We start from the raw sequence: 26,576 nt of genomic DNA, 5'->3' as shown, positions 1-26,576 counted from the left end.
GCGTTCCATCGAAACCAACGCGGAAAAAGGAGGCGGAGTATACCTTTATTACCCGGCTCTGTCCCGCGATGGCGAGCGATGGCGACGCTGACGGTCATTTGCGAGGCCTAGTTTAATATATTGAACATGGATCACACCATAAGCTTTGCGTCGGGTCGAGGGCAATTCGTGCCACGAGTGTTAACAAAATGTAGCGATTTTCGTGTTTCACGTTGAAAAGATGAAGATTCTGCATAGCGCGATTGACACAACAGGAATAGACTGGGACGACACTTTACCGAAGATGCTAAAGGTTTTTTATGACACAACAGCCCCAAGCCAAATACCGCCACGACTATCGTGCGCCGGAGTATCTGATTAGCGATATCGATTTGACCTTTGACCTGGATGCCGCAAAAACCGTTGTTACGGCCGAGAGCAAGGTCTCCCGCCATGCGGCTGCGTCTGATGTGCCATTGCGCCTGGACGGCGAAGATCTGACCCTGATTGCTCTGCAAGTGAACGGCCAGCAGTGGAGCGACTATAAAGAAGAAAACAATCAGCTGGTGATCGGCGGCTTGCCGGAGCATTTCACCCTGACCATCGTCAATGAGATCAGCCCGGCGGCGAACACCGCGCTGGAAGGCCTGTATCAGTCAGGCGAAGCGCTGTGCACCCAGTGTGAAGCGGAAGGTTTCCGCCATATCACCTGGTACCTGGACCGTCCGGATGTGCTGGCGCGCTTTACCACCAAAATTATCGCCGATAAAGCCAAATATCCGTTCCTGCTCTCCAACGGCAACCGGATGGCGGAAGGGGAACTGGAGAACGGTCGTCACTGGGTACAGTGGCTGGATCCCTTCCCGAAGCCGTGCTACCTGTTTGCGCTGGTGGCCGGTGATTTCGACGTCCTGCGCGACACTTTTACCACCCGCTCCGGGCGTGAAGTGGCGCTGGAATTGTACGTCGACCGCGGTAACCTCGACCGCGCGCCGTGGGCGATGACCTCGCTGAAAAACTCCATGAAATGGGATGAGGAGCGCTTTGGCCTCGAGTACGACCTCGACATCTATATGATTGTCGCCGTCGACTTCTTCAATATGGGAGCGATGGAAAACAAAGGGCTGAACGTCTTTAACTCCAAATATGTCCTGGCCCGCACCGACACCGCCACCGATAAAGACTACCTCGATATCGAGCGGGTGATTGGCCATGAGTATTTCCATAACTGGACCGGCAACCGCGTCACCTGTCGCGACTGGTTCCAGCTCAGCCTGAAAGAGGGGCTGACCGTGTTCCGCGATCAGGAGTTCAGTTCCGACCTCGGCTCGCGGGCGGTGAACCGCATTAACAACGTGCGCACCATGCGCGGGCTGCAGTTTGCCGAAGACGCCAGCCCGATGGCGCACCCGATCCGCCCGGATAGGGTTATCGAGATGAATAACTTCTATACCCTGACGGTCTATGAAAAGGGTGCCGAAGTGATCCGCATGCTGCACACGCTGCTGGGTGAAGAAAACTTCCAGAAAGGGATGCAGCTATATTTCGAACGTCATGACGGCAGCGCCGCCACCTGCGACGATTTCGTCCAGGCGATGGAAGATGCTTCCAACGTCGACCTGTCGCACTTCCGCCGCTGGTACAGCCAGTCGGGCACGCCGATTGTCACCGTCCACGATGACTATAACCCGGAAACCGAGCAGTATACGCTGACCATCAGCCAGCGCACGCCGCCGACCGCCGAGCAGGCTGAGAAACAGCCGCTGCATATTCCGTTTGCCATCGAGCTGTACGATAACGAAGGTAAGGTGATCCCCCTACAGAAGGGCGGTCATCCGCTGCACCCGGTGCTAAATGTGACCCAGGCTGAGCAGACCTTCGTCTTTGATAATGTCTATTTCCAGCCGGTCCCGGCCCTGCTGTGCGAGTTTTCAGCACCGGTGAAACTGGAATACAAGTGGAGCGATCAGCAGCTGACCTTCCTGATGCGCCATGCGCGGAATGATTTCTCGCGCTGGGATGCGGCGCAGAGTCTGCTGGCGACCTACATCAAGCTGAACGTCAACCGTCATCAGCAGGGACAGCCGCTGTCGCTGCCGGTGCACGTGGCGGACGCCTTCCGCGCGATTCTGCTCGACGAGAAGATTGACCCGGCGCTGGCCGCCGAGATCTTAACCCTGCCGTCGGCCAACGAAATCGCCGAGATGTTCGCCATTATCGATCCTATCGCCATCGCCACCGTGCGCGAGGCGCTCACCCGCACCCTGGCGAACGAGCTGGCGGACGAATTCCTCGCGGTATATAACGCCAATAAGCTCGACAGCTACCGGGTGGAGCACGCCGATATCGGTAAGCGAACCCTGCGCAATACCTGCCTGCGCTATCTGGCGTTCGCAGAGCCGACGCTGGGCGATAAGCTGGTGGCGGCGCAGTATCACCAGGCGGATAACATGACCGACGCGCTGGCCGCGCTGTCGGCGGCGGTTGCCGCTGAGCTGCCGTGCCGCGATGCGCTGATGCAGGAGTATGACGACAAATGGCATCAGGACGGCCTGGTGATGGACAAGTGGTTTATCCTGCAGTCCACCAGTCCGGCGGCCAATGTGGTCGAAACGGTACGCGGTCTGCTGAACCATCGTTCGTTCAGCATGAGCAACCCGAACCGCGTGCGGTCGCTCATCGGCGCTTTCGCCAGCAGCAACCCGGCGGCGTTCCATGCTGAAGATGGCAGCGGCTACCAGTTCCTGGTGGAGATGCTGACCGAGCTTAACCAGCGCAACCCGCAGGTCGCATCGCGACTGATTGAGCCGTTGATTCGTCTGAAGCGTTATGATGAGAAACGCCAGGCGCTGATGCGCGCCGCGCTGGAGCAGCTGAAGGGGCTGAAGGATCTCTCAGGCGATCTGTACGAGAAAATCAGTAAGGCGCTGGCGTAACGGTGGCAAAATCCCCGGTTGCGCTCTCGCTTACCGGGGCTACAGCGCTGTGCGATTTGGTAGCCCGGCCGAGCGAAGCGCGGGCCGGGGACGTTAGTTAGCCATGACTAAATAAACGCGGCACGCTCTCGCTCTTGCCGCGCTTCATCACCCGATCCAGCACCTCCGCCTCCAGCTCGGCCAGCTTCGCCGAACCGGTGCGCCGCGGTCGCGGAATATCCACGTTCAAATCGAGACCGATCTTCTTCTCTTCAATCAACAGCACCCGGTCGGCCATCGCCACGGCTTCGCTGACGTCGTGGGTCACCAGCAGGACCGTAAAGCCATGCTCCTGCCACAGGGAGACGATCAGCTCCTGCATCTCCAGACGGGTGAGGGCGTCCAGCGCCCCCAGCGGCTCGTCCAGCAGCAGCAGGCGCGGGCGATGGATCAGTGCGCGGGCCAGCGCAACGCGCTGCTTCTGCCCGCCCGACAGCGCCGCCGGCCACTCCTGCGCGCGGCTCTCGAGTCCGACGCTGGCCAACGCCTGCAGGGCGGCGTCGCGCCAGGCGCCTTTTAACCCCAGACCCACGTTATCAATCACCGTTTTCCACGGCAGCAGGCGCGCATCCTGAAACATCATCCGGGTGTCGTCCTGGATCGCCGCCAGCGGCGTCGCGCCTGCCAGCAGCTCGCCGGCATTCGGCTTTTCCAGGCCCGCCAGCAGGCGCAGCAGGGTGCTTTTTCCGCCGCCGCTGCGGCCCACCACCGCCACAAACTGGCCGCTGGGGATATGCAGATCCAGCTCGTTAAGAATGGTGTTGTCGCCATAGCGTTTCGTCACCCCGTTCAGCAGCAGCGGGATACCTGGGTTCAGACGGGCAGTGTTCATGCGTTAGCCTCCTGAAGATGATACGCCGGGTTCCAGCGCAGCCAGAGCCGCTCCAGCAGCTGGGCGCTGACGTCGGCCAGTTTGCCAAGAATGGCGTAAAGAATGATGGCGACCACCACCACGTCGGTTTGCAGAAATTCACGCGCATTCATCGCCAGGTAGCCGATACCGGCGTTCGCCGAGATGGTTTCGGCGACAATAAGCGTCAGCCACATCAGACCGAGGGCAAAACGCACGCCGACCATAATCGAGGGCAGGGCGCCGGGTAAAATCACGTGACGGAAAAGAGCAAAGCCGGATAAACCATAGCTGCGCGCCATCTCCACCAGCCCACGGTCGATATTGCGGATCCCGTGCCAGGTATTGATATAGATCGGGAACAGGGTGCCCAGCGATACGAGGAAGATCTTGGCGGTCTCATCGATACCGAACCACAAGATCACCAGTGGGATCAGCGCCAGGTGCGGCACATTGCGCAGCATCTGGATCGACGTGTCCAGCAGGCGCTCGCCCCAGCGTGACAGACCGCTGATCAGGCCGAGCACCAGTCCAATGGAGCCGCCGATGGCGAAGCCGACCAGCGCCCGCCACGAGCTAATGGCCAGATGCTGCCACAGCTCACCGCTGGCTGAGAGCGTCCAGAACGCTTTCAAAACGCCCTCCGGCGAGGGCAGCACCCGGGTCGACAGCCAGCCGACGGACGACGCCAGCTGCCAGACAATGACCGTTCCCACCGGCAGCAGCCAGGGGGCGAGGCGTAACAACAGGGGATGGGTTGATTTTGCCATCAGTGCCTCCTCAGCTCTGCGCCACTTTACGCGGGATAAACTCGTTGGCGACGGCTTCCCCCTGCAGACGCAGGTTGTGCGGCTGCGGAACAGACGGCACCGCGACGTCGAGCAGCGGGAACAGCAGCTCGCCGACCCGATACGCCTCTTCCAGATGCGGATAGCCGGAGAAGATAAAGCTATCGATACCCAGCGCGGCGTATTCATTGATCCGTTCGGCAACGGTAGCGGCATCGCCCACCAGCGCGGTCCCGGCGCCGCCGCGCGCTAAACCGACGCCAGCCCATAGGTTGGGGCTGATTTCCAGCTTATCGCGTCGACCGTTGTGCAGCGCCGCCATCCGCTGCTGGCCGACGGAGTCGGTTCTGGCGAAGGCCGCCTGGGCGCGGGCGATAGTCTCATCATCCAGATGGGAGATAAGGCTGTCCGCCGCCTGCCAGGCTTCCTCATTGGTTTCCCGCACGATCACGTGCAGGCGGATGCCAAACCGCACCCGGCGACCGTGCCGGGCGGCTTTCTCCCGCACCTGAGCTATCTTCTCTGCCACCTGGGCCGGCGGTTCGCCCCAGGTAAGATAGAGATCGACCTGCTCAGCGGCCAGATCCTGCGCCACCTCAGACGATCCGCCGAAATAGAGCGGCGGACGCGGCTGCTGGAGCGGCGGGAACAGCAGTTTGGCGTCGCGAACGCGCTGATGCTTACCGTTAAAGGTGACAGTCTCCCCCTCCATCAGCTTGCGCCAGATATGGGTGAATTCAGCCGAGGCCTCATAGCGCTCGGTGTGGTCGAGGAAGACACCGTCGCCTGCCAGCTCGGCGGGATCGCTGCCGGTGACCAGATTAAACAGCGCCCGGCCGTTCGACAGTCGGTCCAGGGTCGCCGCCTGGCGCGCGGCCACCGTCGGCGACACCACGCTTGGCCTCAGGGCGACAAGAAATTTCAGCCGCTGCGTTACCGGGATCATCGAGGCCGCAACCAGCCAGGCATCTTCACATGAGCGCCCGGTCGGGATCAGTACGCCGGTGAATCCCAGCCGATCCGCCGTCTGCGCGATTTGCTGCAGATAGCCGTAATCGACCGGACGGGCTCCCTCTTCGGTACCCAGATAACGACCATCACCATGGGTCGGTAAAAACCAGAACATATTCAGACTCATGATTTCGCTCCTTGTGCGGCGGCGGGCTGCCAGATGCGGGCCCGGATATCAACTTTTTTCGGCACCAGCTTGTTCTCATAGAACAGGTCGGCCGTCTGCTGCTGGCGAGCGGCGGTTTCAGCGCTCACCGGGGTCACCGAGGTGGGGGGACGATGGTCCAGGTAGCTGGCGATCACCGCTTCCGGTAATCCCATCGTTTTTGCCAGCAGCGTAATACTTTGCGCACGCTGGCTATGGGTCAGGGCATCGGCCTGGGTAAAGGTATCGAGTACGCCCTCAATAAAGGCGCCATTGCGTTCAGCGTAATGGCGGGAAGCGAGATAGAAGGATCCCGTCTGTTTCAGGTCGGTTCCGTCGGTCAGCACCCGGGCGCCGCCCTGCAGCAGCGCGGCGGAGTAATACGGATCCCAGATCGCCCAGGCGTCGACATTGCCCTGCTGGAAGGCGGCGCGCGCATCGGCGGGGGCGAGATAGACCGGCTGAATGTCGCTAAACTTCAAACCTGCGAGCTGCAGGGCGCGCAGCAGCAGATTGTGGGAGCTGGAGCCTTTCTGAAAAGCGACCTTTTTCCCTTTTAGCTCAGCCACGTTATGAATCGGGCTGCCCTGCGCCACCAGAATCACTTCCGCTTTGGGTTTTGGCGGTTCCGAACCGATATACACCAGATCGGCGCCGGCCGCCTGCGCAAAGATAGGCGGAATGTCGCCAGTGCCGCCAATATCGATGCTGCCGACGTTCAGCGCCTCCAGCATCTGCGGACCGGCCGGGAATTCAATCCACGAAATATGGGTTTGCGGGTAGCGCTGCTCCAGCAGCTGATGGCTTTTCGCCAGCACCATGCTGACGCTGCCTTTCTGATAGCCGATGCTCAGGGCGTCAGGCGCCGCCGGGGCGGCGTGGCCCAGGGCGGAGAACAGCAGCAGCCCGCCGAGGGTCAGAGCGCGGAGAGGATTAAGCATGTTCCACCCCACGCAGAGAGGTTAACGACGGGGCGCGGCTGCTGGGGCGATGCAGCGCCTGCCAGAAGGTCTCCAGGGCTTCATCGAGGCGCCGCTGCAGGTTCGGGGTGAACTGCGGCTTGTGCTGGTAATCGGTCACCTGGCTATCGTCGGCGAAGACGCCATGGAGGATCTCCTGAGCCTTGAGGGCATTCAGCACCGGCTTCAGGGCGTAGTCCACCGCCAGCATGTGGGCGATGGTGCCGCCGGTGGCCAGCGGCAGCACGATTTTGCCCTCCAGCGCCCGCTCAGGAAGCAGGTCGAGCAGCGTTTTCAGGGCGCCGGAAAACGAGGCTTTGTACACCGGCGTGGCGATGATCAGTCCGTCAGCCCCGGCCAGCTGCTCATTGAGCGTCTGCAGCGCCGGGTTGTCAAAGCGAGCATACAGGAGGTCTTCCGGGGCAAAGTTCTGCAGATGCCAGTGGCAGACTTCGATATCGGCGGCGGCGAGCGTCTCTCTGGCGTATTCCAGCAGGGCGCTGGAACGGGAAGGGTAACGCGGGCTGCCCGCAAGCGTAATGACGCGCATCTCTCTCTCCTTATAACTAAATGTTTGCATTTATCTATAATTGATAACATTTGTAGTGAGTGTGACAGAGGGCCATTCTTTCCCTAAATGATTTATCCACCGTTAGATAGCCGAAAAGCGCATAACGGCGCGCGGGGAGGTAATCGTTTGCGCTGATGGGGGATTTTTTGTCGCAGGTCAATTCCCTTTCCGCAACAGATCGCACATAATACGCCCCCGGTTTGCACACCGGGAATCCAGGAGAGTTCATGTACTACCCCTTCGTTCGTAAAGCCCTTTTTCAGCTCGATCCTGAGCGCGCTCATGAAGTTACCTTTCAACAATTACGCCGTGTCACCGGGACGCCGCTGGAAATACTGGTTCGCCAGAAGGTGCCGGCCAGGCCTGTCACCTGCATGGGGCTGACCTTTAAAAACCCGCTGGGTCTGGCGGCCGGGCTGGATAAAAACGGGGAATGCATTGACGCGCTGGGCGCGATGGGTTTTGGATCCATTGAGATCGGCACCGTGACGCCGCGTCCGCAGCCGGGCAACGATAAGCCAAGGATCTTCCGTCTGGTGGATGCCGAGGGGTTGATCAACCGCATGGGCTTTAATAACCATGGCGTCGATAACCTGGTTGAGAACGTGAAAAAGGCGCATTTTGACGGCGTGCTGGGCATCAATATCGGCAAAAATAAAGACACGCCGGTTGAGCACGGGAAAGATGATTACCTGATTTGTATGGAAAAAGTCTATCCCTACGCCGGCTATATCGCCATTAATATCTCCTCGCCGAATACCCCGGGGCTGCGCACACTGCAATACGGCGAAGCGCTCGATGATTTACTCTCCGGTATTAAAAATAAGCAGCTTGAGCTGCAGCAGAAGCATCAAAAATATGTTCCGGTCGCCGTGAAGATCGCGCCGGATCTTTTGCCTGAGGAATTGATCCAGGTTGCCGATAGCCTCGTGCGTCATAATATTGATGGCGTGATTGCCACCAATACCACCCTCGATCGTTCTCTGGTTCAGGGAATGAAACATTGCGATGAGACCGGCGGACTTAGCGGTCGTCCATTACAATTAAAAAGTACCGAAATTATCCGTATGCTCTCCGCTGAGCTCAATGGCCGCTTGCCTATCATTGGCGTGGGCGGTATTGATTCCGTGATTGCCGCGCGGGAAAAAATGGCCGCCGGAGCATCGCTGGTGCAGATCTATTCCGGATTTATTTTTAAAGGTCCGCCGCTGATTAAAGAAATTGTTACCCACATCTAATCTTTTCCTCCTCTGAATCCCACCCAGGGCTTTATTTCCGGCCCTGGTTGTTTTATATTCCCTCACTGTTGCTTATTTAAACATTTTAGACTTTTCTTAATTTTAGAAAATATTCTGCGGCAAGTCGCAACAACTTTGCAGAGGCGTATGAAAGGGGACAGGGGGAAAAATGCGGATTAAACCTGACGATAACTGGCGTTGGTATTACGATGAAGAGCACGACCGCATGATGCTCGATCTGGCCAATGGCATGTTATTTCGCTCGCGCTTCGCCCGGCGCATGCTGACCCCGGACGCTTTTGCCCCATCGGGATTCTGCGTCGATGACGCCGCGCTCTATTTCTCCTTTGAAGAAAAATGCCGCGATTTCGAGTTGTCGAAAGAGCAGCGGGCGGAATTAGTCCTCAACGCATTAACCGCGATCCGTTTTCTCAAACCGCAGATGCCGAAAAGCTGGCACTTCGTCGCCCATCCCCATCACTGGCAGCCGAGCGGCGGCGACGCGGCCTGCGTCTGGCTGAGCGATACCGGCGAGCAGGTCAATTTGCTGGTGGTGGAGCCGGGCGATAACGCCGCGCTTTGTCTGCTGGCCCAGCCGGGTCTCACGCTTGCCGGCCGCGTTATGCAGCTGGGCGATGTGATTAAAATCATGAACGACAGGCTGCAGCCGGCGCAAAGCGCGGTCAGCTACAGCCTCGGGCAGGCGGTTTAAGGCGCCAGGCGCAGGGCCGTTTTCGGCACGCAGCTGCAGGCGAGAATGGTGCCATCTCCGGCGACCGCATTTTTCTTTAACGGATTCACTTCCCCCTCTTCAAGACGGATGCGGCAGCTGCCGCAGATCCCCGCCCGACACGAGTAGGGTACGCGAATGCCCTGTTGCTCCAGTTGTTCCAGCAGCACCTGCTGGTTATTGCCGGTAAATTGTTGACCCTGCCATTCAATGGCAACCGTGGCCTGCTGCTGCGCCTCGGGAGCCGGGGTATCGTCGCTTTCGCCGGCGCCGTAGGCTTTCGCCGGGCCGCGGGCGAGGATTTCCACTTCATCCCCCACCCGGATCACGCCGCTGTTACGGGCAATCAGGTTCTGACCAAAGTCGACATCGCCATTATCCTGCGCGGTGCGGAAGCACTTTAAGGTTTCCAGCGGCTCTCCGCTGGGATGCTTCTGCCCGCGCTCCGGACTGACGGTGGTAAAAATGCAGCGGCTGCACGGCTTGGCGACGTCAAATACCACCTCGCCGACGCGGATCACTTTCCAGCTGTCTTCATCCCAGGCCGCCGCGCCGGTGACCACGAGATTAGGGCGAAACTGTTCTATGCTTACGCTTGCCGGGCAGCGCTGCTGCAGGTCGCGCAGCGAGGCCTCGTTAGCCAGCAGGTAAGGGTAGCCGTCGGCGAAGGAGAGCGGTACCGCATCGTGGCGCTTCACCCGGCGGGTTAACTGTGGCCCCAGCCAGCGCAGCTGGACATCGCGATTGAAAAAGCCGCTGAGCCACTGATTAACGGCGGCGGGCGCGATAAGGGCGGTAAAATGGTTGCCCCAGACTTCTGTCGGCTCGGCCTGAGGGGCGAAATCGTTAAAACGCACCACGGCGCTGCTGCCGTCCGGTGCGGTCAGGTGAAGGCCATCATGCAGCGGCGCCGGAATAAATTTCACCATTTGCGGAAACTGACGGGCGGTAATAAAGGTGCCGTCGGTTTCGGTGACCATAAACAGGCGATCGAAGGCCAGGCCGCTGATATCGGCAAAGGCGTGGGTCAGGCCCATGCCGCGCATGGATTTAACGGGATGAATAAAAAGACGCGAGAGCGTTACCATACGCTGCCTCCGGGTTCCAAAAATAAGCCTATAACTTTATGACATAGGGCACATATTGGCTATAATGCGCACCAATTTTCTTTAAGTAAAAGTGACGATATGAATTCTCTGTTTGCCAGTACGGCTCGTGGGCTGGAAGAGCTGTTAAAAACTGAACTGGAAGGGCTTGGCGCGACGGACTGCCAGGTAGTCCAGGGCGGGGTCCATTTTCAGGGGGATACGCGCCTGCTGTATCAAAGCCTGATGTGGAGCCGGCTGGCTTCGCGCATCATGCTGCCGCTGGGCGAGTGTCGCGTATACAGCGATCTGGATCTGTACCTAGGCGTACAGGCCATTCCGTGGACGGAGATGTTCAACCCTGGCGCCACCTTCGCCGTGCATTTTAGCGGTCTCAATGAGGAGATCCGCAACAGCCAGTACGGTGCGCTGAAGGTCAAAGACGCCATTGTCGACAGCTTCACCCGTAAGAACCTGCCGCGCCCGAACGTCGATCGTGAGTCGCCCGATCTGCGGATCAACGTCTGGCTGAACAAAGAGACGGCGCACATCTCGCTGGATCTGAGCGGCGAAGGCCTGCACCTGCGCGGCTACCGCGATGGCACCGGTATGGCGCCGATCAAAGAAAACCTCGCGGCGGCGATCGTGATGCGCTCCGGCTGGGTGCCGGGCACCCCGCTGCTCGATCCGATGTGCGGCTCCGGTACCCTGCTGATTGAGGCGGCGATGCTGGCGACCGACCGCGCGCCGGGTCTGCACCGCGGCCACTGGGGCTTTGGCGGCTGGGCGCAGCACGACGACGCCATCTGGAAAGAAGTGAAAGCGGAAGCGCAAACGCGCGCCCGTCAGGGGCTGGCGGCATATGGGTCACGCTTCTATGGCTCTGATGTCGACGAACGCGTCATTGACCGCGCCCGTCGCAACGCCCGTCGGGCCGGCATCGGCGAGCTGATCGATTTTGAAGTCAAAGACGTCGCCCAGCTGAATAATCCGCTACCGAAAGGCCCGTACGGCACCGTGATCAGCAACCCGCCGTACGGCGAGCGTCTGGAAAGCGAGCCGGCGCTGATCGCTCTGCACAGCCTGCTGGGCCGGATCATGAAAAGTCAGTTTGGCGGCTGGAACCTGTCGGTGTTCAGCGCCTCGCCGGAGCTGTTAAGCTGCCTGCAGCTGCGCGCCGACAAACAGTTTAAAGCCAAGAACGGCCCGCTGGACTGCGTACAGAAGAATTATCACCTGGCGGAGAGCGAAGGCGGCAAGCCGGCGATGCTGGCGGAAGATTTTGCTAACCGTCTGCGTAAGAACCTGAAGAAGTTTGAAAAATGGGCCCGTCAGGAAGGCATTGAATGCTATCGCCTGTACGATGCTGACCTGCCGGAATACAACGTGGCCATCGACCGCTACGCCGACTGGGTGGTGGTCCAGGAATATGCCCCGCCGAAAACCGTCGATGCGCACAAAGCGCGCCAGCGCCTGTTCGATATTATCGCCGCGACCATCGCCGTACTGGACATGGCGCCTAACAAGCTGGTGCTGAAGACCCGCGAGCGGCAGAAGGGGAAAAACCAGTACCAGAAGATGGCGGAGAAGGGCGACTTTATCGAGGTGCAGGAGTACAACGCGCGCCTGTGGGTCAACCTCACCGACTACCTGGATACCGGTCTGTTCCTCGACCACCGTATCGCCCGCCGTATGCTCGGCCAGATGAGCAAAGGCAAGGACTTCCTGAACCTGTTCTCCTATACCGGCAGCGCCAGCGTCCACGCCGGTCTCGGCGGCGCGCGCTCCACCACCACGGTGGATATGTCGCGCACCTATCTGGAGTGGGCGGAACGCAACCTGCGTCTCAATGGCCTGACCGGCCGCGCGCATCGCCTGATGCAGGCGGACGTGCTGGGCTGGCTGCGGGAGAGCACCGAGCAGTTCGATCTGATCTTTATCGATCCGCCGACCTTCTCCAACTCCAAACGAATGGAAGATGCTTTCGACGTCCAGCGCGATCACATTCGCCTGATGACCGATCTGAAACGTCTGCTGCGTAAAGGCGGCACCATTATGTTCTCGAATAACAAACGCGGTTTCCGTATGGATCATGACGGGCTGGCGGCGCTTGGCCTGAAGGCGCAAGAAATTTCGCAAAAAACGCTGTCGCAGGATTTTGCCCGCAACCGTCAGATCCACAACTGCTGGCTGATTACCGCAGCCTGAAAGGAATAAAGAATGTCACTGATTAGTATGCACGGCGCCTGGCTTTCCTTCAGCGATGCGCCGCTGCTGGATAATGCCGAGCTGCATATCGAAGATAACGAGCGCGTCTGCCTCGTCGGACGCAACGGCGCCGGTAAATCGACCCTGATGAAGATCCTCAACCGCGAGCAGGGGCTGGATGACGGGCGCATTATTTATGAACAGGATCTGATTGTGGCGCGTCTGCAGCAGGATCCGCCGCGCAATGTCGCCGGTACGGTGTACGATTTTGTCGCGGAAGGCATCGCCGAGCAGGCGGCCTACCTGAAGGCCTATCATGACGTGTCGCATCAGGTCATGACCGATCCGAGTGACAAAAATTTAAATGAACTGGCGCGCCTGCAGGAGCAGCTCGATAACCTGGGGCTGTGGCAGCTGGACAGCCGCATTAACGAAGTGATTGAGCAGCTTGGTCTCGACGCCAACGCGCAGCTGGCATCCCTGTCCGGCGGCTGGCTGCGTAAAGCGGCGCTGGGCCGCGCGCTGGTCAGCGGGCCGCGCGTGCTGCTGCTCGATGAACCCACCAACCACCTGGATATCGAAACCATCGACTGGCTGGAAGGGTTCCTCAAAACCTTTAAAGGCACCATTATCTTTATTTCGCACGACCGCTCCTTTATACGCAATATGGCGACGCGCATTGTCGACCTCGATCGCGGCAAGCTGGTGACCTACCCGGGCGATTACGATCAGTATCTGCTGGATAAAGAGGAAGCCCTGCGGGTTGAAGAGCTGCAGAATGCGGAATTCGACCGCAAGCTGGCCCAGGAAGAGGTATGGATCCGCCAGGGGATCAAAGCGCGCCGCACGCGTAACGAAGGCCGCGTTCGCGCCCTGAAGGCGATGCGTCGCGAGCGCGGGGAGCGCCGGGAAGTGATGGGCAGCGCCAGAATGCAGGTTGAAGAAGCTTCGCGCTCCGGCAAAATCGTGTTCGAAATGGAGAACGTCAACTACCAGGTTGATGGCAAAGTGCTGGTGAAAGATTTCTCCGCGCAGATCCAGCGTGGCGACAAGATTGCCCTGATTGGCCCCAACGGCTGTGGGAAAACCACGCTGCTGAAGCTGATGCTTGGCCAGCTGCAGGCCGACAGCGGGCGGATCCACGTCGGTACTAAACTGGAAGTCGCCTACTTCGACCAGCACCGCGCAGAGCTGGATCCGGATCGGACGGTGATGGATAACCTCGCGGAAGGTAAGCAAGAGGTGATGGTTAACGGTAAGCCGCGCCATGTGCTGGGCTACCTGCAGGACTTCCTGTTCCATCCAAAACGGGCGATGACCCCGGTGCGCGCGCTCTCCGGCGGGGAACGTAACCGCCTGCTGCTGGCGCGTCTGTTCCTGAAACCCAGCAACTTATTGATTCTCGATGAACCGACAAACGACCTGGATGTCGAAACGCTGGAGCTGCTGGAAGAGCTGATCGATGGCTATCAGGGCACCGTGATGCTGGTAAGCCACGATCGTCAGTTCGTGGATAACACCGTAACCGAATGCTGGATCTTCGAAGGCGGCGGTCGCATCGGCCAGTACATCGGCGGCTATCACGATGCCCGCGGCCAGCAGGCCCAGTCGTTGGCGCAGAAGCAGCCGGCAGCGAAAAAAACGATGGAAGTCGCTCAGCCAAAAGCAGAAACTGTCAAACGCGGTGGGAACAAACTAAGCTATAACCTGCAGCGCGAGCTGGAACAGCTGCCGCAGAAGCTGGAAGCTCTCGAGGCCGAACTGCAGACGCTGCAGGAACAGGTTGCCGATCCCGACTTCTTTGGACAACCGCACGATCGCACGCAGCAGGTGCTGGCTAAGCTGGCCGAAGCGGAACAGGCGCTGGAAGCAGCCTTTGAACGCTGGGAATATCTCGAAGGATTAAAGAACGGCGCCTGAGCCGAGGAGTTGTCATGTGCGATCATCATCATGCTGCGCGACATATTTTATGTCCCCAATGTGATTTGCTGGTGGCTTTGCCGCAGCTGGAGCATCGCCAGAAAGCCGCTTGCCCGCGCTGCGGTACAACGTTAACCACCACGTGGGACGCGCCTCGCCAGCGTCCCACGGCTTACGCGTTGGTCGCGCTGTTTATGCTGCTGTTGGCCAACCTGTTTCCATTTATCTACATGAAAGTGGGCGGGATCAGCAGCGAAATAGAGCTGTTGGAAATTCCCAATGTGTTATTTACCGAGGATTACGCCAGCCTCGGCACCTTCTTTTTACTCTTTGTGCAACTGGTACCGGCCTTTTGCCTGGTCACCATTCTGCTGTTGGTCAATCGGGTCAGGATGCCCGCTGGCCTGAAAGCGTTTCTGGCGCGAATTCTGTTTCACCTGAAGACGTGGGGAATGGCGGAGATCTTTCTTGCCGGCGTGCTGGTGAGCTTCGTTAAGCTGATGGCCTATGGCGATATCGGTATCGGTCTGAGCTTTGTTCCGTGGTGCATGTTTTGTCTGCTGCAGTTACGCACTTTCCAGTGCGTCGACCGCCGCTGGCTGTGGGATGATATTGCCCCCATGCCAGCCATTAGCCAACCGCTGAAGGTCGGAGTGGCCGGCATCCGCCAGGGGCTGCGCTCCTGCGCCTGCTGCACGGCGGTGTTACCCGTCGACCAGACGGTCTGCCCGCGCTGTCATAGTAAAGGAACGGCGCGGCGTAAAAACAGCCTGCAGTGGACGCTGGCCCTGCTGGTGACCTCATTTATCCTCTATCTCCCCGCCAATATTATGCCGATCATGATCACCGATCTGCTGGGCGATAAAATGCCGTCAACCATCATGGCCGGGGTAATTTTACTGTGGAGCGAGGGGTCTTATCCGGTGGCGCTGGTGATTTTTATCGCCAGTATTATGGTGCCGACGCTAAAGATGATCGCTATCGCCTGGCTGTGCTGGAATGCCAATGGCAACGGTGCGCGCGATTCGGAACGCATGCATCTGATCTATGAAGTGGTGGAATTTGTTGGCCGCTGGTCAATGATTGATGTTTTTGTCATCGCCGTACTCTCTGCGCTGGTGCGCATGGGAGGGTTGATGAATATCTATCCCGCCATCGGCGCGGTTATGTTTGCGCTGGTGGTGGTGATGACCATGTTTTCAGCCATGACGTTTGATCCCCGTTTACTGTGGGATCGTGAGCCAGATTCAAGCCATGAGGAAAGACAACAACATGGAAAATAAGAGCGGAGAAGCGAAAGTGCAGAAGGTGAAGAACTGGTCACCGGTGTGGATCTTCCCTATCGTCACTGCGCTGATCGGGGCGTGGATCCTGTTTTATCATTACAGCCATCAGGGACCTGAGGTCACGCTGATCACCACGAATGCGGAGGGGATTGAAGGGGGAAAAACCCGTATCAAGAGCCGTAGCGTGGACGTTGGGGTGGTGGAGAGCGCCACGCTGACCGACGATTTAACCCACGTGGAAATCAAAGCCCGCCTCAATTCCGGGATGCAGAAATTACTGCACAACGATTCCGTCTTCTGGGTGGTGAAACCGCAGGTAGGGCGCGAGGGGATCAGTGGCCTGGGAACATTATTGTCCGGGGCCTATATTGAACTGCAGCCGGGGTCGAAAGGTACGGTGCCGGAGCAGTATCCGCTGCTTGATTCTCCGCCGCTGGCCTCGCCGGACGCCAAGGGGATCCGTATTCTGCTGGAGAGCAGCAAGGCGGGCCAGCTGTCGCCAGGCGATCCGGTGCTGTTCCGCGGCTATCGCGTGGGGTCGGTGGAAACCAGCACCTTCGACACCCAGAAACGTCGTATCACTTATCAGTTGTTCATCAATGCGCCCAATGACCGCCTGGTGACCACCAATGTCCGCTTCTGGAAGGACAGTGGGATCGCTGTCGATTTGACCTCGGCGGGGATGCGCGTCGAGATGGGCTCGCTGTCGACGCTGTTTGGCGGCGGCGTGAGCTTCGATATTCCGGAAGGACTGGATCTCGGCGAGCCGGTGGCGAATAAAACGGAATACCATCTGTTTGACGATCAGAAGAGCATCCAGGATTCGGTCTTTACCGAACATATTGACTATGTGATGTTCTTCAAAGACTCAGTTCGCGGCCTGCAGCCCGGCGCGCCGGTGGAGTTCCGCGGCATCCGTCTGGGAACCGTCGGCAAAGTGCCATTCTTCATCCCCGGTCTGAAGCAGCGTTTGAACGACGACTATCGCATTCCGGTGGAAGTGCGGGTTGAACCGCAACGTCTGATTAACCAGCTGGGCGGCGATCCGAATATTCGCGCCCACATTGACGATCTGATCAACCGCGGACTGCGCGGCTCGCTGAAAACCGGCAATCTGGTGACCGGCGCGCTGTATATCGATCTCGACTTCTATCCGAAGGCGCCGCCGCGCGGGAAAATGCAGGAGTTTAACGGCTATCCGATTATCCCGACCATCAGCGGTGGTCTGGCGCAGATCCAGCAGCGTCTGATGGATGCGCTGGATAAGATTAATAACCTGCCGCTCAATCCGTTGCTGGAGCAGGCGACGAGCACCCTGGCGCAGAGCGAGAAGACCATGCAGCACGTGCAGACCACGCTGGATAGTCTGAATAAGATCACCTCCAGCCAGTCGATGCAGCAGTTGCCTGCCGATATGCAGACGACGCTGCGCGAGCTGAACCGCAGCATGCAGGGCTTCCAGCCGGGCTCCGCGGCCTACAATAAGATGGTGGCCGATATGCAGCGTCTGGATCAGGTGCTGCGCGAGCTGCAGCCGGTCCTGAAAACGCTCAATGATAAGAGCAATGCGCTGGTATTTGAGGCGAAGGATAAAAAAGACCCACAGCCGAAGGGAGCGAAATAATGAAAAAATGGTTACTCGCGGCAACCGTATGCGTGCTGACGGCATGCAGTAGCGGCGGCGAAAGCAAAACGTATTACCAGCTGCCGGTGGCGCAGGGCGGCGCACAGCGCGCCGCCAGCCAGGGGGCACGTCTGCTGTGGGTTGAGCAGGTCAGCATCCCGGATTATCTGGCGGGTAACGGGGTGGTCTACCAGACCACCGACGTACAGTATGTGATCGCCAATAATAATCTGTGGGCCAGCCCGCTGGACCAGCAGCTACGCACCACGCTGGTGGCGAACCTGAGCCAACAGCTGCCGGGCTGGGTGGTGTCATCCCAGCCGCTGGGTAGCGAACAGGATACGCTCAACGTCGCGGTCAACGGCTTTCACGGACGCTACGACGGGCGGGTTATCGTCAGCGGTGAGTGGCTGCTGAAGCATCAGGGGCAGCTGATCAAGCGCCCGTTTAACATCGTGCTTAAGCAGGATCAGGATGGATATGATGCGATGGTCAAGACCCTGGCGCAGGCGTGGAGCCAGGAGGCGGCAGCCATTGCCAGCGAGCTTAACCGTCTGCCATAAGTAAAATTCATCACGCTGATCTGCCGCGCGGTTCATCTGAGCCGCGCGGCTTTTTTTTGTCAGGTCAGTTCGTTACCGGCCGGTGTGCCGGGTGAACAAAAAATGAACTCTTATATAGGTCACAAATATGACAATGGCGTGAATTTTGCGCATTGACGTCGCCTTCATTTCGCGGTATTCGTTACCCGTGGCTGCACAATTTGCGACCACTGTTTTCTTTTCCACCAGATCAAAGAATGAGGGAAACGAGGCATGAAGAGACAAAAACGAGATCGCCTGGAACGGGCACATCAACGCGGATATCAGGCGGGTATCGCAGGAAGATCGAAAGAAATGTGTCCATACCAGAGCTTGAATCAACGCTCATGGTGGCTGGGAGGCTGGCGAGAAGCCATGGAGGACAGGGTACTAACGGCCTGACACTGTCTCTTTAAAAAAGAAGCCTCCGCATAGCGGGGGCTTCGCCTTTTAATCGCTGCTGAACGTTATCAGAAAGCGGAAGTATCCTGGAACAGACCCACTTTCAGATCGCTTGCGGTGTAGATCAGACGATCGTCAACCAGCACTTCTCCATCCGCAAGGCCCATAATCAGACGACGGTTAACGATGCGTTTGAAGTGGATGCGGTAGGTCACTTTTTTCGCGGTCGGCAGAACCTGCCCCGTGAATTTCACTTCGCCAACGCCCAACGCACGACCTTTGCCTTCGCCGCCGAGCCAGCCGAGATAGAAACCTACCAGCTGCCACATGGCATCCAGGCCCAGGCAGCCCGGCATCACCGGATCGCCGATAAAGTGGCAACCGAAGAACCACAGGTCCGGGTTGATGTCGAGTTCGGCCTCAACATAACCTTTGTCGTAGTTACCACCGGTTTCGGTCATTTTGATGACGCGGTCCATCATCAGCATGTTTGGCGCCGGCAACTGCGGGCCTTTCGCGCCGAACAGTTCACCACGACCAGAGGCAAGAAGATCTTCTTTTGTATAGGATTCGCGTTTATCTACCATGTTTTCAGTAAGCCTTATTTTAAGTTCGGGACGCAGGATAGCTAACACGTGTAAGCTGAACAAGTCCGATCAGTTAGAACTTGTCCCACCTAACCAGCGTAGCGGCCACGGAAAACGATGGCGAGTCTCCTGCTGGGTCGCCTGCGCTATCCGCTCCTGAATGGTTTGTCGCAGCGTCTGTCCTTCACCGTCCCACATCAGCTGGGTCAACATTGGCAGCGCTTCGGTAATATCGTCTATTGCCCAGATAGCAAACTGATTGTCGGCAACGGCCTGACGCAGCTCGTGGGTCAGACTAAGATGGCGAACGTTGGCGGCAGGGATAATCACGCCCTGTTTTCCGGTGAGACCGCGCTGCTGACAGATTGTGAAGAAACCTTCAATTTTTTCATTCAGTCCGCCTACCGGCTGCACACGACCAAACTGGTCGACAGAGCCGGTGATCGCGATGCTCTGATTAATCGGCACGTTGGCCAGCGCGCTGATTAAGGCGCAGAGTTCCGCCATGGAGGCGCTGTCGCCATCCACTTCACTGTAGGACTGTTCAAAGGTCAGCGAAGCGGAGAAGGGGAGTTGTTGCTCCAGCTCCAGCTCGGACATCAGAAAAGCCTGCATGATCATCATGCCTTTCGCATGGATGTTGCCGCCCAGCTCGGCTTTGCGTTCGACGTCGATAAACTCGCCGTCGCCAATGTGCACGACGCAGCTGATGCGCGAAGGTTCGCCGAAGGCGCGTGGATGACCGGGGAATTCAATGACCGAGAGGGCGTTGATCTGCCCGACGCATTCGCCTTCGGTTTCAATCAGGATCTGTTCCTGCAGGATTTCATCCTGCATACGCTCCGCCAGGTAGCCTTCACGCCACTCCCGGCGCGCCAGCATCGTCTGCATCGCTTCGCCGGTAATCTCTTCGCCTTCGCAGAGGGCGGCAGACTCACGCAGCTGGCGGGCTATCCATAGCGGGCTGAGCGGCAGGGTCTCCTGGTCGCCGGTGTAGCGCGTCCCTTCATCGATCAGCAGTGGCCAGGCATCGCTCGCCGGGCCCGGTAGCTCCAGCTGCTGCGCATTCTGCCATACCCACTGGCACCAGGCCTTCAGTGTATCGGCGTCCGCAAACTGCAGGGTATCTTCATACTCGCTATAGATAGCCTGGGCAGAGAGCTCTGGCTCCATTTCCTGGAAATCGGCCAGCGATTCGCGTTCGCCCACCAGCATGACTTTCAGGCTCAGCGGCATGGAAGGGATGCTGACCGGCAACGGCCGTGATTCATCAATGGAGAGCCAGTCAAAGCGCTGACGGGTCACCATATTTTTCAGGCGCATCCACAGCAGCGGTTGCGCCAGTAATGCGCGTAGTGAGAGCACCAGCACGCCGCCGTTGGCCTGATGGACCAGGCCAGGCTGGAGTGTGATTTCACCATTAAACTGGCGTACGCAGCCAAACAGCTGTTCCGCCTCCAGCCAATCGGCCGCCACGACCGGAGCGGTACTGGCAAAATTATCTTCAGCGCGTTGCGCCGGCGTGAGCGTCACATGAGCGCCGTTAACCTCATAGCGAACTCCGTGAAGCGGTGCGGCAGGCTCGTGCAGCGTGCGAGTTTCAGCCGCCAGCCATTGCAGATATTCCGGCTCCTCAGGGGCTTTCACCAACATGAAGGAGGAGACTGCCGGGGTGTACAGCAGCTGCTCAAGCGCATAGAACAACCGCGGCTGCAGATCGCCCGAGAGGGAGGGGGCCGGATGAGAGAGTTCAGCTTGAGCAAACAGCGCCTGGTAAGGTTCCAGATCAGGCGCAAGGTCGGTTCGGGTCAGTTTCGTAATGGTCAAAGTCGCTGTTTTTTAGTTAGATGTAAAGCGCGCAATTATACCTGATGCCGCGTCTGAGCACACGGAGGATTATGGCTACCCCGATGATTACCCGGCCATCCACATCACGAATAATGATTTATATTCAGCACATCAGGAAAAAACTGATATCCTGAAATGAGTTACACGGTCACATTGAGATCGCAATGAAATATCAACAACTGGAAAATCTTGAAAGCGGCTGGAAATGGAAATATCTGGTAAAGAAGCACCGGGAAGGTGAGCTGATTACCCGCTACATTGAGGCCAGCGCTGCGCAAGCTGCGGTAGATGACTTGCTGACGCTCGAGAATGAACCTGTGCTGGTGCATGCCTGGATTGAGCAGCATATGAATCCGGCGCTGATGAACCGCATGAAACAGACCATCCGTGCGCGACGGAAACGCCATTTTAACGCCGAGCATCAGCATACGCGTAAGAAGTCGATCGACCTTGAGTTTGTCGTCTGGCAGCGCCTTGCCGGTCTGGCGCAGAGGCGAGGGAAAACCTTGTCCGAAACCATCGTCCAGCTGATTGAGGATGCTGAGCATAAAGAGAAGTATGCCAGCAAAATGTCGAGCCTGAAGCACGATCTGCAGGTTCTGTTAGGTAAGGAGTAGCGGGCTGCCCGTTCAGTGGTGACTAAGGCGCAGGTCGCGCCACACAGGCTGCCATCCGCCTCTAACGGCCTTCAGTCTTTAGCCGCTAAAGCGAGCGAGAAGACATAAAAAAACCCGCCGAAGCGGGTTTTTTCATCAGTTATAACTTAAGCCGCAGGCTGAGTTACAACTTCTTTGTAGCCTTTAACTTCGATCTCTACACGACGATCCGGAGCCAGGCAGTCGATCAGGGCAGCGCGAGCTTTCACGTTGTCACAGGTGTTGCCAGTAACCGGGTTGGATTCACCCATGCCGCGAGCGGAGATTTTGCCAGCCGGGATGCCTTTAGCAACCAGGTAGTCAACAACGGACTGAGCACGTTTCTCAGACAGCTGCTGGTTGTAAGCTTCGGAACCGATGCGGTCGGTGTAGCCCAGAACAACAGCGGAACCGTCTTTCGGATCCATGTTGCTCAGCTGGGTGTACAGCTGATCCAGAGCCTGCTGACCTTCCGGTTTCAGGGTTGCTTTGTTGAAGTTGAACAGTACGTCAGACTTCAGGGTGAAGTGCTTGGTCGCCACTTCCGGAGCCGGAGCCGGAGCCGGAGCTACAACCGGTGCAGCATCTTCCTGACCGAAACGGTAGGAAACGCCCAGGCTCAGCATGCCGTTATCAGGACGGGTACCCACAGTGCCCGCGTCGCCGATGTTGTTAACCCACTGGTATTCCAGACGGGTAGCGATGTCACGAGTAACAGCCCACTCTACGCCGCCAGCAAATACTGGGGAAACGCCAGTGTCGTGTTCGCTACGGGAAACGCCGTTAGAAGCGTAGTTGCCTTTGGAGTCAGCGCGCCAAACCATGCCGCCCAGACGGGTGTAGATGTCCAGATCGTCAGTGATCGGGTAACCCAGTTTAGCGGTCAGCTGAACGCCCTGAGCTTTGAAAGCACCGTTGTCAACGCTGCCTTTATATGCCATACGGCCCAGCCAGTCGTAACCCATTTCGAAACCGAGGTACGGGTTAACCTGGTAACCACCGAACGCACCAGCACCGAGCTGATCGTTACGGGTCGGACCATTGTTGCCCTGGAAACCGTTACCGTAGAAACCGGTGTCGTGATACTGGGACCAACCCAGTTTACCACCTGCATACCAGGTGTTATCTTTCGGAGCGGCCTGCGCTACGGTAGCGAAGCCAGCCAGTGCCACTGCAATCGCGATAGCTGTCTTTTTCATTTTTTGCGCCTCATTATCATCCAAAATTCGCCATGAAGTTACAAAAGACCTCACGGTTAAATCCTTCACCGGGGGCGTGACTTGTTGTTAACTATGCTGATACATGCAGCGTAAGCCGATCACCCCTGGCGATGTAAAGTCTACAACTTAGTTCGAAACTTACAAGTGTGAACTCTGTCAGGCATATGAAAAAAAAGGGTTGTGTACACAATATTTAACAAATATGGTTGATTTTCGTACACGAAAAAAAGGCACAAATGCCCGTGTGACAGGCATTCCGCGAAAAAGACCTTAAAAAACGCTGTGCCATTACTACCGGTAAAAAAAATTCCAGGAATAATCCTAATTTCACTCAATGATACAAATTTGAGTGAATTTTTAGCCCGCTGAGTTGTCTGCCGAGCGTGCCCTGATTTCGGACCGGGCGCATGATGAATCCCATCGCGCAGCCTTCCTGGGCTGCATGCACCAGACGCTCATGTTCGTCAGCGGTTAACTCCTCCGCCAGCCAGCAGATAACCACACTATAGTTACCGGTACGCAGGGCGCGGATCATCGAGTCTAAAGTGTGACTGGGGGAGAGCTGGCTAATTTGCATGACCTTAGACAGCGGCAGACCGGCGGACTGAACCCACTCGCGGCTAAGCTTTTGTTGCGGCGTAAGCCACAGCTGCCAGCGAGACTGTTGACCCAACTGCTGTAATAAAGGTAGCAACAACAACTGTGTCATCATGGGTTGATCTTCACGATAGACAATTTCACTGATCAGCCCATTGGCGGCCTGTTCGCCAGAACGATGAGCGTAGTGGGCTGCCGGAGCAGAGGCCTGTGCTGAACGGTTTGCATGAGCTGAAGTAAACATAGTCTATCCCGCCTGTAGTTACTGTATGCATATACAGTATATCCACCAGGGGAAAAGATCAACCGCAATTTGTCATTTTGCTGGTGGAAATTTAATCGCTTTCAGCCATCCTGACGGTACAGGTTTGCGGCTACTCGCAACACCATCCTTAACACCGGCTAATCCTTTTTCTCCTGTCTGCCAGTTGCAGCAACAGCTGCAATTTTCTGAAAGCGTCTCGCAAAACCGCATTCTGGTGGAAAAGCAGGCAAAAATCATCTTGCTGCTGTCAGGGAAGTCCCTTATGTTTTCCCTTAGCGGATCCGTTAACAACTTAAGTTTAATTACATGATTCACAAAGGAATGATCATGAGAAAACTCGTATGTCCGCGGCTCCCGCAATTTCAGGCCTGCGTCTCTCCGCTGGGTCAACTTCACTCTCGCCCCCTGTTTGGCGGCTACAGCCTGGCTATCGAAGATACCGTGTTTGCGATGGTGGCAGAGGGGAATATTTATCTAAAGGCCTGCGAGCAGAGCGCTGCCTATCGGGTAGAACACCATAATCCTTTATTGATGCTGCGCCGACACGGGCGCATCGTGCCGCTAAAGTATTATCAAATCGACGATGCCTTGTGGCGCGATGAGAAACAGCTTTTCCGCTTGTCACTGATGTCGTGGCAGAGCGCCCAGCGTGAAAAATATCGCCGCCGGTCGTCGGGACGCCTGAAGGATTTACCCAATATCAGTTTTCATATGGAATTGCAGCTGATTCACTCGGGCATACCAGACGTGTTAGCACTACGGGAGGTGGGCGCCCGCCAGGCCTGGCTAAAGCTGCGCGAGAACAATGCTTCCCTATCGCACAACGTCTTGCTGGCGCTGGAGGGGGCTATCGTTGGCGTTCATGCCGCCGCGCTCCCGACGCCACGGCGTCAGGAGCTTCTGGAATGGGCGTCTGCGCGCTAATGGACAACGGTTATTCCGTTTGAGCGTGTACCCGCTGCTGCAGGCGGCAGATTTCAGGCAACAGCGCCAGCAGCAGGCCAATCTGCTGTAGCACCAGGGGCTCTTTACTGTCCGCGCGAGGCTCCAGATGGTGGATCCGGCTTTGCAGGCTGGTCAACGCCTTCTGCACTCGCTGTTCATCCGCTGGGGTATGATGCAGGGCATCATCGACATAGCAGACCGCATCATCGAGCAGGGCGAGGATGTCCGGCGTGGACAGTTTTTCCCGATGCGCGCCGAGAGCGGAAATGTAGCTGGTGAAGGTATGATTGAGACACAGCAGGCGAAAGGCGGTCTCGCGCTGGGCGGCATCCGCCCGTGGTTCCGTCGACAAGTTCGAGACGACGGAAGCCAGCTCAGCATCGCGGTTGTAGGCGTCACGGCGTGCGACACGGTAGGCCAGCCGGTTGTCGCGGCCCTGGTGGTACTGCTCCAGGATGGCATCCAGATAACGGCAGTTCGCGTTTAGCGCCCGGTCCAGCGCCCGCGGCAGGTTGCGGAATTTCCAGTCCGGCCAGATGAAGCTGACCGCCGCCCAGGCGATGGCGCAGCCGATCAGCGTATCAATGATGCGCGGCAGCGCGACTTCAAAACCTTCGCCAAGCAGGTTAAAGCACAGCAGCACCAGCAGCGTAATAAACATGGTGGCATGGGCGTACTGCACGTTACGAAAGGCGAAGAACAGCACGCCGGTGAGGACGATCAGCAGCAGCTGCCCTTCAACCGACGGTACCAGCAGGAGGACCGGCAGGCCGATCGCCACCCCGACCAGCGTGCCGATGATCCGCAACGCCAGACGATGGCGGGTGGCGTTATAGTTCGGCTGACAGACGAACAAACTGGTCAGCAGGATCCAGTAGCCGTGCTGAAGCCCGGTAAACTGGATAAAGGCATAGCCGGCGCAGAGCACCAGCGACATACGCACCGCGTGGCGAAAGAGGGCTGACTCTGGTGACATATTGCGCTGCAGGCGCAGCCAGATATCGTTCAGTCCGCCTAGCCTGTCGTCGGCCAGCAGCGTCTCTGTATTACTCCCGGCGGGCGCGGTGGTTTGCACCGATTCAATCGTGGCCAGCTGAGCATCAATGGCGCGCAGGTTATTGAGTAAATAGCCAAGGGCGTTGAGCTGCTCATCGGATGCGCCGCTGGCGCGTACGCGCTCAAGTGCCGCATCGAGATGCATAAACGCCCGTTCGAAATGGGCATCATGCTGATAGGGTTCGCGCAGCAGAATCGCCCGCGAGAGTTTCTGGCAGGCCTGCGCCTGCATCGAAAGCATGCGCTGGAAACGGAACATCACATCGCTGTAGCGGAACTGGTCGCGCAGGGTCTGGTACTGAATATGCGATGAGCTGGCGCGTTCATGAATATCCTGGGCCACAAAGTAATACTGCAGCGTACGACGAGTACCACGCTGTCCCCGGTCGCCTCGTAGTCGGGTCAACAGTGAGACCTTGGTTTGGTTAAGGGTCGCCACCAGTTGGCCGTTGGCGAGGGCCAGATCGTACAGCGGCGCCTGGCTCTCATCCTCAAGGTCTGGATCAAACAGCCGGGATTTGAGCTCCAGATAGCGGGCCAGTTGCTCATAGCTACGCGCCAGGTTGTCCTGCAGTGGACGAATTGGAAAAATCAGATGGCCGGACAACGTCAGCAGGTTGTACCACACGGCTCCCGCCAGCAGGAACAACGGCTGCAGATACCAGTGATCGTACAGCGTGACGCCGAGCATGGTGTAGATGGCGATAAGCAGGGCGCCGAAGGCAATGGTCGCATAGCGCTGTCCGAGGCCGCCAAGCAAAATAAAGCCGATGGTAGACACGGTCAGACCAAGGGCAAACAGCGGCGGCCACGGAAACAGCAGCTCCACGGAGGCGGAGGCGATAAAAAAGCAAACCAGAGTAATGGCGAGGTTGCGCAGACGGCCCGCCAGACGGTCATCAAGGTCGGTCAGCGCCGCGGCCACGACGCCGAGGGTGAGGGGGATGGTCAGTTTGACTTCGCCGATCCACCAGGGAAACAACGTCGTGCCGCAGAGCGCAATAAAAATGCGTACGTTATAAAGCCAGGCGCTGTTCCAGGTGTAGCGGCGTAGCAGGGGGCTAATCATGT

The 26,576-nt window shown here is 57.9% G+C and carries 23 protein-coding genes; 12 read left to right on the top strand and 11 right to left on the bottom strand.

Annotation, left to right across the window (positions count from 1 at the left end):
• Positions 1 to 299: 299 nt before the first annotated feature.
• The gene (gene pepN / locus ACOI7D_RS03825; RefSeq protein WP_109546487.1) at positions 300 to 2,915 is read left to right on the top strand and encodes an aminopeptidase N; all 2,616 of its coding nucleotides are present in this window, start codon (positions 300 to 302) and stop codon (positions 2,913 to 2,915) included.
• 97 nt (positions 2,916 to 3,012) lie between these two features.
• On the opposite strand, the gene ssuB is transcribed toward pepN, so the two are convergent.
• From ssuB to ssuE, 5 genes are read right to left on the bottom strand one after another with little or no spacing between them, the layout of a single operon-like run.
• Positions 3,013 to 3,786 (bottom strand): aliphatic sulfonates ABC transporter ATP-binding protein, encoded by a 774-nt coding sequence (gene ssuB / locus ACOI7D_RS03820; protein ID WP_048297171.1) that lies wholly within the window; start codon positions 3,784 to 3,786, stop codon positions 3,013 to 3,015.
• Entirely contained in the window at positions 3,783 to 4,574 is a 792-nt protein-coding gene (gene ssuC, locus ACOI7D_RS03815) for an aliphatic sulfonate ABC transporter permease SsuC (RefSeq protein WP_004201413.1), read from the bottom strand. Before ssuC ends, ssuB begins: the two co-directional genes overlap by 4 nt.
• Before the next feature lie 10 nt (positions 4,575 to 4,584).
• Positions 4,585 to 5,730: an FMNH2-dependent alkanesulfonate monooxygenase gene (gene ssuD, locus ACOI7D_RS03810; RefSeq protein WP_023289041.1), complete on the bottom strand. Its 1,146-nt coding sequence runs from the start codon at positions 5,728 to 5,730 to the stop codon at positions 4,585 to 4,587.
• A complete protein-coding gene (locus ACOI7D_RS03805) occupies positions 5,727 to 6,689 on the bottom strand; it encodes a sulfonate ABC transporter substrate-binding protein (protein ID WP_420663513.1) in 963 nt (320 codons plus the stop codon). Before ACOI7D_RS03805 ends, ssuD begins: the two co-directional genes overlap by 4 nt.
• Positions 6,682 to 7,257 (bottom strand): NADPH-dependent FMN reductase, encoded by a 576-nt coding sequence (gene ssuE, locus ACOI7D_RS03800; protein WP_050532906.1) that lies wholly within the window; start codon positions 7,255 to 7,257, stop codon positions 6,682 to 6,684. Before ssuE ends, ACOI7D_RS03805 begins: the two co-directional genes overlap by 8 nt.
• Before the next feature lie 248 nt (positions 7,258 to 7,505).
• Here ssuE and pyrD point away from each other — a divergent pair, with 248 nt between their 5' ends.
• Both pyrD and zapC read left to right on the top strand, forming a co-directional pair.
• Positions 7,506 to 8,516, top strand: coding sequence for a quinone-dependent dihydroorotate dehydrogenase (pyrD, locus tag ACOI7D_RS03795; protein ID WP_004201417.1), 1,011 nt, complete (start codon positions 7,506 to 7,508; stop codon positions 8,514 to 8,516).
• A 169-nt stretch (positions 8,517 to 8,685) separates the two neighbouring features.
• Complete coding sequence (gene zapC, locus ACOI7D_RS03790; RefSeq protein WP_023289043.1) at positions 8,686 to 9,228, top strand: cell division protein ZapC; 543 nt, start codon at positions 8,686 to 8,688, stop codon at positions 9,226 to 9,228.
• Here the strand turns inward: zapC and ACOI7D_RS03785 are convergent.
• The gene (locus tag ACOI7D_RS03785; protein WP_109546485.1) at positions 9,225 to 10,334 is read right to left on the bottom strand and encodes a YcbX family protein; all 1,110 of its coding nucleotides are present in this window, start codon (positions 10,332 to 10,334) and stop codon (positions 9,225 to 9,227) included. The genes zapC and ACOI7D_RS03785 overlap by 4 nt on opposite strands.
• 99 nt (positions 10,335 to 10,433) lie before the next feature.
• Here ACOI7D_RS03785 and rlmKL point away from each other — a divergent pair, with 99 nt between their 5' ends.
• From rlmKL to rmf, 6 genes are all read left to right on the top strand, one after another.
• On the top strand, positions 10,434 to 12,539 hold the full coding sequence (gene rlmKL, locus ACOI7D_RS03780) for a bifunctional 23S rRNA (guanine(2069)-N(7))-methyltransferase RlmK/23S rRNA (guanine(2445)-N(2))-methyltransferase RlmL (RefSeq protein WP_023289045.1): 2,106 nt from the start codon (positions 10,434 to 10,436) through the stop codon (positions 12,537 to 12,539).
• Positions 12,540 to 12,551: 12 nt separating this feature from the next.
• The gene (locus ACOI7D_RS03775) at positions 12,552 to 14,459 is read left to right on the top strand and encodes an ABC transporter ATP-binding protein (protein WP_023289046.1); all 1,908 of its coding nucleotides are present in this window, start codon (positions 12,552 to 12,554) and stop codon (positions 14,457 to 14,459) included.
• A gap of 14 nt (positions 14,460 to 14,473) precedes the next feature.
• Positions 14,474 to 15,742 carry a membrane integrity-associated transporter subunit PqiA gene (gene pqiA / locus ACOI7D_RS03770; protein WP_023289047.1) on the top strand — a complete coding sequence of 423 codons (1,269 nt, stop codon included), beginning with the start codon at positions 14,474 to 14,476 and terminating at the stop codon, positions 15,740 to 15,742.
• The gene (pqiB, locus tag ACOI7D_RS03765) at positions 15,732 to 17,369 is read left to right on the top strand and encodes an intermembrane transport protein PqiB (RefSeq protein WP_032455284.1); all 1,638 of its coding nucleotides are present in this window, start codon (positions 15,732 to 15,734) and stop codon (positions 17,367 to 17,369) included. The genes pqiA and pqiB overlap by 11 nt, the downstream gene beginning before the upstream one ends.
• On the top strand, positions 17,369 to 17,932 hold the full coding sequence (gene pqiC / locus ACOI7D_RS03760; RefSeq protein WP_032455285.1) for a membrane integrity-associated transporter subunit PqiC: 564 nt from the start codon (positions 17,369 to 17,371) through the stop codon (positions 17,930 to 17,932). Before pqiB ends, pqiC begins: the two co-directional genes overlap by 1 nt.
• Before the next feature lie 252 nt (positions 17,933 to 18,184).
• Positions 18,185 to 18,352 carry a ribosome modulation factor gene (rmf, locus tag ACOI7D_RS03755; protein WP_002898396.1) on the top strand — a complete coding sequence of 56 codons (168 nt, stop codon included), beginning with the start codon at positions 18,185 to 18,187 and terminating at the stop codon, positions 18,350 to 18,352.
• A gap of 68 nt (positions 18,353 to 18,420) precedes the next feature.
• Here rmf and fabA read toward each other — a convergent pair whose 3' ends face one another.
• Positions 18,421 to 18,939: a bifunctional 3-hydroxydecanoyl-ACP dehydratase/trans-2-decenoyl-ACP isomerase gene (gene fabA / locus ACOI7D_RS03750; protein ID WP_004201428.1), complete on the bottom strand. Its 519-nt coding sequence runs from the start codon at positions 18,937 to 18,939 to the stop codon at positions 18,421 to 18,423.
• A 69-nt stretch (positions 18,940 to 19,008) separates the two neighbouring features.
• Positions 19,009 to 20,766 (bottom strand): AAA family ATPase, encoded by a 1,758-nt coding sequence (locus tag ACOI7D_RS03745; protein ID WP_060592378.1) that lies wholly within the window; start codon positions 20,764 to 20,766, stop codon positions 19,009 to 19,011.
• Between the two features lie 185 nt (positions 20,767 to 20,951).
• Between ACOI7D_RS03745 and matP the strand changes: the two genes are divergently transcribed.
• A complete protein-coding gene (matP, locus tag ACOI7D_RS03740; protein WP_002898404.1) occupies positions 20,952 to 21,404 on the top strand; it encodes a macrodomain Ter protein MatP in 453 nt (150 codons plus the stop codon).
• Positions 21,405 to 21,550: 146 nt separating this feature from the next.
• Here the strand turns inward: matP and ompA are convergent, their stop codons facing one another.
• Positions 21,551 to 22,621: a porin OmpA gene (gene ompA / locus ACOI7D_RS03735; protein ID WP_023289051.1), complete on the bottom strand. Its 1,071-nt coding sequence runs from the start codon at positions 22,619 to 22,621 to the stop codon at positions 21,551 to 21,553.
• 352 nt (positions 22,622 to 22,973) lie between these two features.
• Positions 22,974 to 23,483 carry an SOS-induced cell division inhibitor SulA gene (gene sulA / locus ACOI7D_RS03730; RefSeq protein ID WP_023289052.1) on the bottom strand — a complete coding sequence of 170 codons (510 nt, stop codon included), beginning with the start codon at positions 23,481 to 23,483 and terminating at the stop codon, positions 22,974 to 22,976.
• Between the two features lie 25 nt (positions 23,484 to 23,508).
• On the opposite strand from sulA, the gene ACOI7D_RS03725 reads away from it, so the two are divergent.
• Positions 23,509 to 23,814, top strand: a complete 306-nt coding sequence (locus ACOI7D_RS03725; RefSeq protein ID WP_156835198.1) for a hypothetical protein — start codon at positions 23,509 to 23,511, stop codon at positions 23,812 to 23,814.
• 17 nt (positions 23,815 to 23,831) lie between these two features.
• Positions 23,832 to 24,428 carry a TfoX/Sxy family DNA transformation protein gene (locus tag ACOI7D_RS03720; RefSeq protein ID WP_023289053.1) on the top strand — a complete coding sequence of 199 codons (597 nt, stop codon included), beginning with the start codon at positions 23,832 to 23,834 and terminating at the stop codon, positions 24,426 to 24,428.
• A gap of 10 nt (positions 24,429 to 24,438) precedes the next feature.
• On the opposite strand, the gene yccS is transcribed toward ACOI7D_RS03720, so the two are convergent.
• The gene (gene yccS / locus ACOI7D_RS03715; RefSeq protein WP_023289054.1) at positions 24,439 to 26,574 is read right to left on the bottom strand and encodes a YccS family putative transporter; all 2,136 of its coding nucleotides are present in this window, start codon (positions 26,572 to 26,574) and stop codon (positions 24,439 to 24,441) included.
• Between the last annotated feature and the right edge of the window lie 2 nt (positions 26,575 to 26,576).

Origin of the sequence: Klebsiella sp. C360 (assembly GCF_048822415.1) — a bacterium.
Taxonomy (GTDB): Bacteria; Pseudomonadota; Gammaproteobacteria; order Enterobacterales; family Enterobacteriaceae; genus Klebsiella; species Klebsiella quasipneumoniae.
The sequence above is the reverse complement of the archived record's forward strand: the minus strand, read 5'-3'. Positions and strand labels throughout refer to the sequence as shown.

Excerpts from the sequence above, each read along its gene's own strand:
- pepN (WP_109546487.1), top strand. The coding sequence starts at position 300 with ATGACACAACAGCCCCAAGCCAAATACCGCCACGACTATCGTGCGCCG.
- ssuB (WP_048297171.1), bottom strand. The coding sequence starts at position 3,786 with ATGAACACTGCCCGTCTGAACCCAGGTATCCCGCTGCTGCTGAACGGG.
- ssuC (WP_004201413.1), bottom strand. The coding sequence starts at position 4,574 with ATGGCAAAATCAACCCATCCCCTGTTGTTACGCCTCGCCCCCTGGCTG.
- ssuD (WP_023289041.1), bottom strand. The coding sequence starts at position 5,730 with ATGAGTCTGAATATGTTCTGGTTTTTACCGACCCATGGTGATGGTCGT.
- ACOI7D_RS03805 (WP_420663513.1), bottom strand. The coding sequence starts at position 6,689 with ATGCTTAATCCTCTCCGCGCTCTGACCCTCGGCGGGCTGCTGCTGTTC.
- ssuE (WP_050532906.1), bottom strand. The coding sequence starts at position 7,257 with ATGCGCGTCATTACGCTTGCGGGCAGCCCGCGTTACCCTTCCCGTTCC.
- pyrD (WP_004201417.1), top strand. The coding sequence starts at position 7,506 with ATGTACTACCCCTTCGTTCGTAAAGCCCTTTTTCAGCTCGATCCTGAG.
- zapC (WP_023289043.1), top strand. The coding sequence starts at position 8,686 with ATGCGGATTAAACCTGACGATAACTGGCGTTGGTATTACGATGAAGAG.
- ACOI7D_RS03785 (WP_109546485.1), bottom strand. The coding sequence starts at position 10,334 with ATGGTAACGCTCTCGCGTCTTTTTATTCATCCCGTTAAATCCATGCGC.
- rlmKL (WP_023289045.1), top strand. The coding sequence starts at position 10,434 with ATGAATTCTCTGTTTGCCAGTACGGCTCGTGGGCTGGAAGAGCTGTTA.
- ACOI7D_RS03775 (WP_023289046.1), top strand. The coding sequence starts at position 12,552 with ATGTCACTGATTAGTATGCACGGCGCCTGGCTTTCCTTCAGCGATGCG.
- pqiA (WP_023289047.1), top strand. The coding sequence starts at position 14,474 with ATGTGCGATCATCATCATGCTGCGCGACATATTTTATGTCCCCAATGT.
- pqiB (WP_032455284.1), top strand. The coding sequence starts at position 15,732 with ATGGAAAATAAGAGCGGAGAAGCGAAAGTGCAGAAGGTGAAGAACTGG.
- pqiC (WP_032455285.1), top strand. The coding sequence starts at position 17,369 with ATGAAAAAATGGTTACTCGCGGCAACCGTATGCGTGCTGACGGCATGC.
- rmf (WP_002898396.1), top strand. The coding sequence starts at position 18,185 with ATGAAGAGACAAAAACGAGATCGCCTGGAACGGGCACATCAACGCGGA.
- fabA (WP_004201428.1), bottom strand. The coding sequence starts at position 18,939 with ATGGTAGATAAACGCGAATCCTATACAAAAGAAGATCTTCTTGCCTCT.
- matP (WP_002898404.1), top strand. The coding sequence starts at position 20,952 with ATGAAATATCAACAACTGGAAAATCTTGAAAGCGGCTGGAAATGGAAA.
- ompA (WP_023289051.1), bottom strand. The coding sequence starts at position 22,621 with ATGAAAAAGACAGCTATCGCGATTGCAGTGGCACTGGCTGGCTTCGCT.
- sulA (WP_023289052.1), bottom strand. The coding sequence starts at position 23,483 with ATGTTTACTTCAGCTCATGCAAACCGTTCAGCACAGGCCTCTGCTCCG.
- ACOI7D_RS03725 (WP_156835198.1), top strand. The coding sequence starts at position 23,509 with ATGCATATACAGTATATCCACCAGGGGAAAAGATCAACCGCAATTTGT.
- ACOI7D_RS03720 (WP_023289053.1), top strand. The coding sequence starts at position 23,832 with ATGAGAAAACTCGTATGTCCGCGGCTCCCGCAATTTCAGGCCTGCGTC.
- yccS (WP_023289054.1), bottom strand. The coding sequence starts at position 26,574 with ATGATTAGCCCCCTGCTACGCCGCTACACCTGGAACAGCGCCTGGCTT.